This window comes from Microcoleus sp. N3A4, from assembly GCF_036701805.1.
Lineage (GTDB): Bacteria > Cyanobacteriota > Cyanobacteriia > Cyanobacteriales > Microcoleaceae > Microcoleus.
In genome coordinates, this window is record NZ_JAUBRJ010000046.1 from 1 (window position 1) to 11,828 (window position 11,828).

Below are 11,828 nucleotides of genomic sequence, written 5' to 3' on the forward strand. Positions count from 1 at the left end.
AACAACTAACAACTAACAACTAACAACTGACAACTAACAACTGACAACTAACAACTAACAACTAACAACTGACAACTGACTAATGACTGATGAATCTAATTGTCGTCATCCGATTGTATAAATCCGGGGCGGTGCGAATGATTTTTCTCAGAAGTTCATCCGTCACCCAAAAAACGACGGGAAAGGAAAATGTTTTGCTGAATTCGCTGCATAGTAGGTTGGTAGAAACTAGCAATCTATCGATCGTCTCCACTGATTCCAAACCGAGGATCATTAAAGCTGTAGGCATTTCGCCGTCTAGTTCTGCTGCGATTGTCGTGTAGAGAGTTGTCGCCGATTCGGGCAAAAACAGTTGTCGCGGTTTCACGGCACAATTTGCTTGCAGCCGATCGACTATTTGCTGCCGCAAAGCTAGGGAATTGCAGTTGACTAAAATGAAAGAAAAGTAACCTTGGGAAAGACGGAGCGCCCGAATTAAAGTTGAGAACGACCGCTCGTTATATTTAGCTGAGTCGTACTTAGCTGCATCGTCTTTAGCTGTATTTTCTGAGCTTTTATGGACAAACATAAATTGCAGATTTTTTATCTAGTTTTAGAGATTTTCTAGATTAAATGCTATTTCTAAAGTAAATGTGAATATAGAATTTTTTTTATTAAAAACATTGCGGTAATTATACCACGGTTTTAAATTAATATCAATAGTTCGATCGACTAATTCGGCTGGAGCCACTCAAAACAACCTGCAACGGTACAACCAAAGTATCAAATGTAGTTAAACAGACAAAAAATTCACCTGCTATTCTCAGCCAGAGGCAAAGTAAACCAAAAAATAGCCCCTGCACCGGGACTGCTAATTACCCCAATTTCCCCGCCGTGAGCGCCAATAATTTGCCGACAAAGATATAGACCTAAACCCAAACCAACAGAGTGTCGGGAGCGATCGCCTCTAACGTAAAGGTCAAAAAGATGTTCGCACTGTTCCGGCAATATTCCCACCCCGTCATCTTCAACTGTACAGCGAATCATGCTACTTGAGGAATGGGGAATGGGGAATTGTTCGGGGGGAATTGGTAACTGCTCGCTCTTATGTTTCGCTGCGTTTTGATTGAAAATTGATTTTTCCGCATGAATGACTTTAGCTGAAACTGTTAAATTCAGTCCAGGCAGATTGTGCTTTAAAGCATTAGCAATTAAATTAGAAAATACGCGCCACAACTGAGTATAGTCAGCATTGACGGCTGGTAAATCATCCGGGACTAAATTTTTAAAAGTAGCTTGACCCTCATTCATTAAAGGCTCCAAATCTGTCGCCGCCGCTTCAACTATTGCCCTCAAATCTACCCGTTCGCAGTGCAGAACCAAACCGCGCAATTCCCCGGCGTGAACTTCCAACAGCGAATTGATCAACCGCAATTGCTGCTCGCTACCTTGAATCATCCGCTCCAAAACAGAACGCGGAATTGCGATCGATTCCCCTGTTTTATTCTGCCAATTTTTCAGCACCATTAACATTCCCGCCACCGGGTTTCGCAAGTCGTGAGAAAGAGCGTGAATAAACAGCCGCAGCGATTCTTGTGCCTGTTTGCGCTGCGTGATATCCTCAATTAAACCCTCATAATAAAGCAGGGAGCCCGTGCTGTCCCGTACTGCCCGCGCCTTCTCGGAAATCCAGACAATACTGCCATCTGAGCGGTAAATTTTAGACTCAAAATCCGACACTGTGCCGCTTTCCTCGATCGCTCGCAAAAACTCATTTCTGCGATTTGGATCGACATACAACTGCCGCTCGATATCAGTAAACTTTGCCGTCACTTCTTCCGGGGAATCGCAGCCGTAAATCCGCGCCAAAGCTGGATTTGCAGTAATGTAGCGGCCGTCGGGAGTGCTTTGAAAAATTCCCTCGCCGGCATTCTCAAAAATGCTGCGGTACTTCGCCTCCGCCACCTCCAACTGCTGGTAAGCAGATTCCAACTCGCGCCTCGTACTAAACTCTTTCCGTTGCAGACATTCGTACCAATAAACCGACAAATCGCAAATCAAACAAAACCAAAACAAATATAAGTACAACCCGGTCAACTTAAAAGGAGTATACTTAGCAAAACTTAGATTTAAAACCAAATTTATCCCGACGTGGCAAAACAAAACGCCGAGTTGAGAAATCAGGTGGAGGCGCCAGCGGACGGGCATCAGCGTAGCTTGGATCAGAAACGCTAAACTCCAGGTAAAAATTGGTAATTCCCCGGCTTGTGCGACAGCTAACCCAAGCTGTACAACCACCGTCAGCGACCACGAAAAACCCAAAAATAGCAAACCGGGATAGCGGTGTCCGATCGAGGTTTTTTGCAGCACAAAACAGGTCAACAAACCCAATTCTACAGCAGCGCTCGTGTACAAATAAACACTTTTAAACTCCTGGCCAGCGAAGAATCTTTCGCCCAGAAAATAGACAGTTATTGTGAAGGCAAAAAAGATGGCAATTGCGACAGCAGGGCGCAGCCGATCTCGGAGGAAGCGATCGCGCCACACCTCGTAAACCGTTAACGCCTGAACTGATTTTGCATTGCCCAAATAGCTCATACCATTTTAGATTTTAGATTTTAGATTTTAGATTGGGAAAGAGGGATCGTCCGAGTTGAGTGCAGGTAGCGAAAACCAGAAAGTCGAGCCTCCTCCGGGAGTGCTTTCGACGCCGATCGAGCCGCCGTGAGCTTTGATAATTTGCTTGGAGAGGTACAATCCCAAACCCAGCCCTGTTAATTGTCGGCTATTAGGGTCTTGAACGTAAAGTTCAAACAGAGATTCCCGCTGTTTGGCGCTGATTCCCACTCCATTATCTGTTACAGTACAGCGAACCATTTTTACGGTGACTCCGGGCAATTTGCCGCCAGTATTGCCAATTTGACCCTGATAGCGGGGCATTTTGCAACTGCCGTCGAGGTTAAATTTGGCCAGGGTTTCCTGCTTTTTCTGGGTAGTGTCGATCGCCCCCAGCGGCAATTCCCCACCGGTGTCGAGCATCCCAGGACGATCGCCCCAAGCAGATATCCGGTTAGCGATACAGCGAGCGAGCGGAGTATTTTGGGATGTTAAAACCTGTGAATTTCCTTCAAAATTTAGCGTTTTTTCAACTTCTATTACCTCGGCTTTATAAGTAATATTGACTCCCGGATGATTGTGTTTGATAGCATTAGTCAGCAGATTTTCCAGCACCCGCTGCAAGTGTTTGCTGTCGGCATTGACTCGCGGCAAATCCGGCGGTATTTCCTGAGTCAAAGTTGCTTGATTTTTTGCCAGCATCGGTTCTAAATCGGCAACAATTGCTGAAGTTAAAGACTGTAAGTGCAGCGGTACAGTATTGAGAACAATACCTTTGACCTCGCTAGCGTGAGCGTCGAGGAGGGAATTAACCATAGTCAACTGGTGTTCGCTGGCTTCAACGATCCGCTGCAAAATCGATCGAGAAACCGGAACATCTTGTAGAGACTCAGAGGGCGATTTGTTGAGCAAATTTTTCAGCAGTATTAACATTCCCATAACAGGAGTGCGGAGATTGTGAGAAACTGCGTGCAAAAATAGGTCTTTCAGGCGGTTGCTTTCTTGCAGTTCGTGCATTTTTTGCTGTAGTTGGCGGGTGCGTTCCTCGACTTGAGATTCCAAGTTGGCATTGAGAGCTTTTACCTGCTGCAAAAGTTGGGCTTGCTGGAGAGCGATCGCCACTTGGGTAGCGAGTTTTTCCAACAAATCAATTTCAAATTCCTGCCACTGGCGGGGCCCCGAACACTGGTTGACGGCCAAGATCCCGAACAATTCATCCCCCAGGACGATCGGCACATTTAACGTCGCGCGAATTTGATAGTCGCTGTACAATTGGGCAACTGCACCGCTGACTTGAACGCTAGCAGTATCGGAGATAGCTCGGACGCGGTTGTTAGCATAAAAAGTTTTCTGGTTTTCGAGGTGATTCTCGTCAGCGAGTACCCACCCCAAAAGAGAACGGCATTGGGCATCCACAGACTCGGCCACAACCTTACCGTACACCGGGCTAGGAAGATGTACCCCGTCTGCGTCCATAATACCGATGAAAGCGCGGTCTGCCTTGAAAAATTGCCGGACTTCGGCAACAGTAGTGTTGAGAATTTCTTCGAGGTCGAGGGAGTGGCGAATTCGCAGCGCCATTTCTGACAGCAAGCGATCGCGCTCGGAGGACGCCCGCAAAGCCGCTTCCGCGCGGTGGCGTTCGGTAACGTCTTGGACTGTGGCGGAAATGACGTTTGAGTTAATTGCCGACTGTTCGCAGACAGTACGCACTCCGCCGTCTGGAAGCACGATCCGGTAATCAATGCAGTAGGGTTTGCGCTCAAACATAGCTTGACACTGCGATCGCGCCACCAATTCTCGGTCTTCTGGATGTACGGCCTGCAAAAAAACTTCTGGTGTCGGTTTGACAGTTCCCGGAGCCAAACCCAAGAGGCGGTAAAGTTCGTCCGACCACCGCAATTCGATATTGGGTGTAAGGTGTTCCGACAATTCCTGAAAGCTCTCAGTTACTGCGACGGCGGCGCAATTTAAATCCCAATTGCCCAACTGAGCGATGCGCTGAGCTTTGGCCAGACTAGCTTCGCGCGATCGCAGCGCCGCGGCCGTGCGGCGCACTTCCTGCAGCGCTTGCTGGCGTTCTGCTACGGCGGCCGCCAACATCAGAGCCACAAGGGCGATCGTACCGATAAAAGCTTGTAAAAACAACACCGCTTGTTTGAGATTATCGCTTTTGGCAAAAAATGGGCCGCCTCCCTGCACCGCTCCCAAAATCGCGATGTAAGACACGATCGAATAAGCAAAAATCGCTCCCGGCGGTTGAAACCGCAGGGCGGCCCAAACTATCAGAGGAAAAGGCAAATACTCCAGCGGATACAGAGCGATCCCCGCCTGTGTTTTCGAGCAAAAAAACAGCCAGCTAACGCTCAGCAAGAGAGTCAGCCAAAGCGCTATTTCTGAATAATTAACAATTAAAAATATAAGATTATAGCGGTTTTTATTGGCAGAAAATGTGTTCGGATAATTTGTAATTTGTAATTTGTAATTTTCCAATTGAAAAACTGCTTTCAATCTTGAAATAATCCCAGGTGTTACCTCACATTTTACACCATTGTCAAGAACAGGCAAGATGCCTGTGAAGCGAGAAAATTCATCTCTTGTGGAACAGGCATCTTGCCTGTTCCTAAACAAGTAATTGAGAATAATGAAACATCTCAGTTTTAGTGGAAATTTAAAACTATTAACGGCGTGGTTTAAAGTCAGCAGCACTGGCGTCACGATCAAAATTCCCATGCCGTCTCCGAGCCATGTAGTCCACCAGTTGCGAGAGAAATTGCTCCACTGAACCCAACCAAAAATGCACGCGCCCAAGTTGCCGAGGGTAGAACCGAGCAAAGTAGACCCGATGACAGCGCCCGCCACCAAACTCAGAACATCTCGCAATCGATCGAGTTTGGTAGAAAATCCGCTCCGGCTCAGCAAAGCCTCCCCAGCCAGCGCTTGCAGGGTGACGCTAAAGGCTGATGTGACAATGACGGCGGACGGTATACCGGCGGTAGAGTTTAACAGCACCGAACCGAGGGCAATTCCCGGCCACATCCGCCGCCCTAGCAGTAGCAGCGCCGCTAGAGCAATGCCGGCGGGCGGCCACACGGGGGAGACTTCGGCTTTTACCAGCCCCAGCATCGACGCTGCGAGTTTTCCGGTAACAAAGTAGGTCAGAGCCAGGATACCGGCGTGCAGAAGCGGTCGAGTGCGGCGGTTGAGCAGTTTCATGTTTAGTGCGATCGAATCCTCCATTGCTAGTTTTAAATTTAAGCGGCATTGGGGCGATCGGGCTTCCTCCTGGCGACTCACCTGACTGGGGGAGTTGACTGTTGACTGTTGACTGTTGACTGTTGACTGTTGACTGTTGACTGCTGACTGTTGACTGCTGACTGTTGACTGTTGACTGTTGACTGTTGACTGCTGACTGCTGACTGTTGTTATTCGTAGCAGCTACCCACTAACTAATGACTACTGACTACTGACTGCTGACTAATGACTACTGACTACTGACTACTGACTGCTGACTGATGACTAATAACTTCTTAAAATCCAAAACTCCGCTTGCCATCTGGCTTAATAGTAAGCCAATTGGTCTTTGCCATTGCCAGTTGTTCCTCAGAAACTGTAGCGTTGGTAAGATTCGCCCCGCACAAATTTGCTCCCCGCAAATTCGCCTTAGCCAAATAAGCCCCCGTCAAGTCAGCACCTCGGAAATCCGCCCCTTCAAAATTAGCAGTGCTGCAATAAGCCTCTGTCAAGTTAGCATCTCGCAAATTCGCCTGAATTAACCTCGCGTGACCCAAATTCGCCCCCGACAAATCCGCTGCTTGCAAATTTGCCTTCACCAACCTAGCCTGATAAAAATTCCCCCCCGCCAACTGCGCTTTTTGCAGTTGCAAACCCGACAGTTCGCAGTCAGCAAAATCGCGCTTGCCTTTAAAATATGCCGCTCGCAAGCTGTTGGTGTCCCACTTAGGAGCAACTTTCGATAGCTTTGACGCTGCTAAATTGTCGCTGGAAGGTCCAACCGTTCCGAAAGTTCTGCCGGACTCAGCCAGAGTTCGGGAAACTCTGGGCTGCATCCCCGTGTTCCCGGATTGGCTGAATGAAGTTCTACCGGTGCGGGTGTGGTTCGATCGCAAATCTTGATTGATTTTGCTCTGGGGCGCTTGCCACGAAGAACCCCCGTCATTAAATATTGTCGGTTCTTCAACAGTACGAGAAGAGCCGTTGAATTGAGTTGCCAAGCCCTCCATCAGACTTGGGTCTTCAAATTCGCCGGAAAGAGCTCTGATCACATCTCCTGCCGATTGGAAGCGGTGCCCAACCATCGGCTTGAGCATTTTTGCGAGAATCCGCGCAAAATTTGGACTCACCTGAACGTGGGGCTGCCAAACAATTTCGCCAGTTACTCCATCAAAATCTAAATCCTTGGGCGACTTTCCTGTGAGCAAGTACAAGCAAGTCATGCCCACGGCGTAGATGTCGCTGGCAAATATCGGCCGCAGCGCCATTTGTTCCGGGGGAGCAAAACTAAATGTGCCGACTGAAAATTTCGTGTTGGCGCTTTGGTCAGCGGGGTCTAATAATATTGTTTGGCTAACTTGGTCTTTTACCGCTCCGAAGTCAATCAGAACTAAGTGGCTGTCTTGAACTCGGCGAATAATATTTGCAGGTTTGATGTCTCTGTGAATTACTCCTTGGCTGTGGATATATTGCACTACTGGCAGAATTTCTAATAGAAAATTTTTAACATCCGATTCGTTGAAACGGCCTGAGTGCTTGACTTCTTGTTTCAAAGTCGAGCCTTTAACATACTCTTGAACTAAGTAAAATTGCTGTTCGGTTTCAAAATAGTCTAGCAGCCTCGGTACTTGCGGGTGGTCGCCCAGTTGGCCGAGAGTTTTCGCCTCTCGCTTGAATAATTCCCGCGCCATCTCTAAAACTCGCGGCGACGAACTACTGGGTCGCAGTTGCTTGACCACGCAACTCGGTTGACCGGGCAATGAGATGTCTTTTGCCAGAAATGTAGCTCCAAAACCTCCTTGTCCTAACGGTTCAATGACTCGGTAGCGAGCGCGCAGCAATAACCGCGCACCGCAAGTCTGACATTGGAGAATAGAATCTGCAGGGTTTTGAGGATGGGGACAGCCGGGATTTACGCAGTAGCTCATATTGATTGAGTTTGCCTATATTGTTCTGATCTTGTCAGCGTCGCTCGACTGCACAAATTCCCTTTTGCTGCTTCTGCTAGAAATACTTGTCTATCAGTTGGCGGCGGGCCGTGCGTTCGGTTGCGAATTGGAATTGCACCTAAGTCTTTTAAGTCGATATCTTTTCCCTATTTTGATTATCTCGCTGCTGTGAGTTTTTTCCCTTGATTATCCCTGAAGATAGTTTAAAGACTTGCTAAAGTTGTCCTTTTTTGTGTAAAGTCTTTCTAAAATAGATGCTTTTTGCGCTGTTAGATGTCTCTAGCATACCTCATTCTCTGATTGAGAATGTTACTCATCCCCCAGCAGCGATAGACATGAGTAGCCGATCGCTCGTTTTTGCTTATGTGTACCATAACAGTCTTGACAAAATTAAATTAGTGTGGTATCAAAAACTTTCCCGAATAAATTCTGGGACTGCACCGTCGAAGCCCGCCGGCGCAGACTAATGACTAATAACTACCGAGCACTGACAACTAACTACTGACTAAACTATGCGTATTTCTCTAAACTGGCTGCGGGAATTGGTGGATGTGTCGATTTCCCCGGAAGAATTAGCCGAAACTCTGACAATGGCCGGGTTTGAAGTCGAAGATATCGAAGACAGGCGCCCGTGGGCAAGCGGCGTAGTTTTGGGCAAAATCATCGCCTGCGAACAGCATCCGAATGCAGACAAATTGAGAGTTTGTCAAGTGGATGTCGGCTCTGGTGAAGCTTTGAATATTGTTTGCGGCGCACCCAACGCTAGGGCCGACATCTATGTGCCTGTCGCTGTTGTCGGAACTTTTCTGCCGACAATTGATTTAAAGATTAAACCTGCTAAACTGCGGGGCGTTCCTTCCGAAGGAATGATTTGCTCTCTGGCCGAATTGGGACTATCTAAAGAGTCAGCCGGCATTCACATTTTCGAGTTAGAAAATCCCGAATTGGGCAGCGATATTCGCCCGCTTTTGGGTTTAGACGACGTGATTTTAGACTTGACAGCAACTGCAAACCGGGCTGACGCTTTGAGCATGGTGGGCGTGGCGCGGGAAGTGGCGGCGCTAACTGGGGCGAGTTTGAGAATTCCCGAAGCGCATGGTGTTGCGATTGAGGGCAAAGAAAGTCCTAGTTTGGCAGTAGAAATATCGGAACCGCAAGGCTGCCCGATTTACATCGGCACGGCAATTGAAGGTGTGAAAATTGCTGCTTCTCCAGCTTGGTTGCAGCAGCGGTTGCAGGCGGCGGGAGTGCGACCGATTAATAATGTGGTTGATGTAACTAATTACATTTTATTGGAATGGGGTCAGCCGCTGCACGCTTTCGATCGCGATCGCCTGCAATCTTTCACCGGCACTCAGGATATCAGCATCGGCGTCCGCTTTGCCAAAACAGGCGAATCCTTCAAAACCTTGGACGGACAAAACCGCAATTTGCAAGCACAAAACCTGTTAATTACTGCTAGCGACAAACCCGTTGCCTTAGCTGGAGTAATGGGCGGCGAAGATACGGAAGTTCACGAAGGAACGCAAAATTTAGTTTTGGAAGCCGCGATTTTTGACCAGGCAACGATTCGCCGTTCTGCGCGCGCTCAAGGCTTGCGGAGCGAGGCATCGATCCGCTACGAACGGGGGGTGAATCAGGCAGCTTTGACGACGGCTTGCAACCGCGCTGTAGCTCTAATTTTGGAGTTGGCTGGAGGCGCTGCGACGGTGCAGAAAACGGCGAGTTCCGGCGATGATTTGAGTTTTTCGCGATCGCTCGAATTGCGTTTAGACCGAGTAAATCTGGTTTTGGGGCAGTTGAAAAGAGGAGAAACTGGCGGTTCTAAATATCTGGAACCGGAAGAGGTAAAAAATATTCTCACAGCCTTGGGATGCGAAGTTGTTCCGACTGAAAAAGATCGGGTGTTTACAGTTGCTGTTCCTGCTTACCGCTACCGCGATTTAGAAAGGGAAATTGATTTAATTGAAGAAGTTGCCAGACTCCACGGTTATGACAATTTCTGCGATACTTTGCCCAGCAAAACTGAACCCGGTTATTTGTCGCCAGAATATGTGGCAATTCGGAATGTGCGATCGGCTTTTCGGGCGGCCGGTTTGACGGAACTGATGCACTATTCTTTGGTGAAAACTGAGGGAGACAATCAGGTTGTGCTGGCGAATCCCCTGTTTGTGGAGTATTCGGCTTTGCGGACTGAGATGCTGTCGGGTTTGATTGATGCTTTCGGGTACAATTTGGAACAGGGAAATGGGGCGCTAAACGGTTTTGAAGTCGGGCGCATTTTCTGGAAGGAAGAGGGCGGGCAGGATGCCCACCCCACAATTAATGGCGGGCAGGATGCCCACCCCACAATGAAGGAAGCTGATGCAGTTGCGGGGATTATCGGCGGCGATCCGACTGTGTGGAAATGGCAGCAGGGAGGGCGCGATCGACCTTTGACTTGGTTTGAGGCAAAAGGTATCTTGGAAAGCGCATTTCAAGAGTTGGGTTTGTCGGTGGAATATCGACAAGATGATGGCAAGCAAGATGTTTATCCTATTAATAGCGGGCAAGATGCCCGCCCCACAAGACTGCATCCTGGCCGCACCGCTGCGTTATCGTTAAACGGGAAACATTTAGGAGTTTTTGGACAGTTGCACCCGCAATTGCAGCAAGAAAAGGATTTGCCTGAGCAGGTTTACGTGTTTCAATTAGATTTAGCGGTGCTGTTGGGTGAATTAGGGCGATCGAGCAATTCGACTCGCAAGTTTGCGGGTTATTCGAGTTTCCCCGCTTCTGACAGAGACATTGCGTTTTTCGCACCGGTTGAAGTTCCGGTTGTTGAGATGCAGAGTGCGATGAAAAAGGCGGGCGGGAGTTTGCTGGATTCGGTGGAACTGTTCGACGAATATCGGGGCGACAACGTGCCGGCGGGACAGCGGAGTTTGGCTTTTCGGTTAATTTACCGCGCGGGCGATCGAACTTTGAGCGAAACTGATGTCGAACCGGCACAACAAAAAGTTCGCGATGTTTTAGTTGAGAAATTTGGCGTTAGTTTGAGAAGCTAAACGTAGGGTGCGTCTCTCGAAAATCCCTGAGAAAGATCGGCAATACCATAGCGACGCACCTGTACCATCGCGGATTCAGCCAACAAACCCAACAATTATAGCAATCCTAAATCAGTCGCAAAATCGAGCGAGACCAGAATTCTTGCATTATACGCGAGCAAGATGCTCGCGTATAATGCAAGCAAATCATTTAGGATTGCTATATTTGGTAAAAAGGTTTTTTAAACATGGTTCAAGGTGCGTCGCTATGAGATTTTCCATATTTAGTTAGGGATTTTTCAGGGCGACGCACCCTACGAATACTACAGCAATATCCGGTTCAGGTTCCGAGTAATCATTTAACCGAACTGGATCTTGCAGCCGCACCAATATCCGCTGTCCCAAACGGTTATTCAGTAACTTATCTGTCCGTGTCACTGCTGCACTGTGTGCTGTTCCTTTTGCTGCCATCTTTACTATCTGTCCAGCCAGTAATTATACTCGTTTATCTTCGTCAAAAATACCAATTTCTGCCATTCGGTGATATTCTTCAACTGTCAACAGGCGAATGTCTAATAAAGTCATAAATTTATCCTCATATCCAACAAACCTCTCTGTTTCCACTCTTCCTCTGCGCCCTCTGCGCCCTCTGCGGTTAATTAATCTTAATCCTTAAAATTTTCGTTAAATCCTGTTACTCCTATTGTACAATAATTTTTAAACAAATTCATCTAAGGCTCAAAATCGTGACCAAATATGTGATGTGGGGAAGTTACTGCGAAGATGTCATCGAAAAACGCGCTCCGTTTCGGGACGCTCATTTGGCTGGATTGGCTAAGCAAAAGGAATCGGGAGTATTAAGTACGATCGGGCCAACGAAAGATTTAACAAAAGTTTTTGCAATTTACGAAGCCGAAGATGAGGCGGCCGTGCGAGAATTGGTGGAAGCCGATCCTTATTGGGTAAATGGGGTTTGGACTGAGTACGATGTGAAAGAGTGGATTCAAGCTTTTTGAAGGGGATA

General features: G+C 47.9%; 7 protein-coding genes. 2 read left to right on the forward strand and 5 right to left on the reverse strand.

Annotated elements, in window-relative coordinates:
• Positions 1-79 precede the first annotated feature (79 nt).
• The 4 genes from QUA56_RS23410 to QUA56_RS23425 all read right to left on the reverse strand — a co-directional run bounded on the left by QUA56_RS23410 (position 80) and on the right by QUA56_RS23425 (position 7,757).
• The gene (locus QUA56_RS23410) at positions 80-568 is read right to left on the reverse strand and encodes a hypothetical protein (RefSeq protein WP_333362267.1); all 489 of its coding nucleotides are present in this window, start codon (positions 566-568) and stop codon (positions 80-82) included.
• Between the two features lie 221 nt (positions 569-789).
• Complete coding sequence (locus QUA56_RS23415; protein WP_333362271.1) at positions 790-2,577, reverse strand: PAS domain-containing sensor histidine kinase; 1,788 nt, start codon at positions 2,575-2,577, stop codon at positions 790-792.
• Between the two features lie 27 nt (positions 2,578-2,604).
• The gene (locus tag QUA56_RS23420; protein ID WP_333362387.1) at positions 2,605-5,811 is read right to left on the reverse strand and encodes an MASE1 domain-containing protein; all 3,207 of its coding nucleotides are present in this window, start codon (positions 5,809-5,811) and stop codon (positions 2,605-2,607) included.
• 314 nt (positions 5,812-6,125) lie between these two features.
• A complete protein-coding gene (locus QUA56_RS23425; RefSeq protein ID WP_333362274.1) occupies positions 6,126-7,757 on the reverse strand; it encodes a serine/threonine-protein kinase in 1,632 nt (543 codons plus the stop codon).
• A gap of 533 nt (positions 7,758-8,290) precedes the next feature.
• Between QUA56_RS23425 and pheT the strand changes: the two genes are divergently transcribed.
• A complete protein-coding gene (pheT, locus tag QUA56_RS23430; protein ID WP_333362277.1) occupies positions 8,291-10,825 on the forward strand; it encodes a phenylalanine--tRNA ligase subunit beta in 2,535 nt (844 codons plus the stop codon).
• 267 nt (positions 10,826-11,092) lie between these two features.
• Here pheT and QUA56_RS23435 read toward each other — a convergent pair whose 3' ends face one another.
• Entirely contained in the window at positions 11,093-11,296 is a 204-nt protein-coding gene (locus QUA56_RS23435) for a Uma2 family endonuclease (RefSeq protein ID WP_333362389.1), read from the reverse strand.
• A 254-nt stretch (positions 11,297-11,550) separates the two neighbouring features.
• Between QUA56_RS23435 and QUA56_RS23440 the strand changes: the two genes are divergently transcribed.
• Positions 11,551-11,820: a YciI family protein gene (locus QUA56_RS23440; protein ID WP_071883992.1), complete on the forward strand. Its 270-nt coding sequence runs from the start codon at positions 11,551-11,553 to the stop codon at positions 11,818-11,820.
• The last annotated feature ends 8 nt before the right edge of the window (positions 11,821-11,828 follow it).

Coding starts and splice junctions, on each gene's coding strand:
- QUA56_RS23420 (WP_333362387.1), bottom strand. CDS start 5,811: ATGAAACTGCTCAACCGCCGCACTCGACCGCTTCTGCACGCCGGTATC.
- pheT (WP_333362277.1), top strand. CDS start 8,291: ATGCGTATTTCTCTAAACTGGCTGCGGGAATTGGTGGATGTGTCGATT.
- QUA56_RS23415 (WP_333362271.1), bottom strand. CDS start 2,577: ATGAGCTATTTGGGCAATGCAAAATCAGTTCAGGCGTTAACGGTTTAC.
- QUA56_RS23425 (WP_333362274.1), bottom strand. CDS start 7,757: ATGAGCTACTGCGTAAATCCCGGCTGTCCCCATCCTCAAAACCCTGCA.
- QUA56_RS23410 (WP_333362267.1), bottom strand. CDS start 568: ATGTTTGTCCATAAAAGCTCAGAAAATACAGCTAAAGACGATGCAGCT.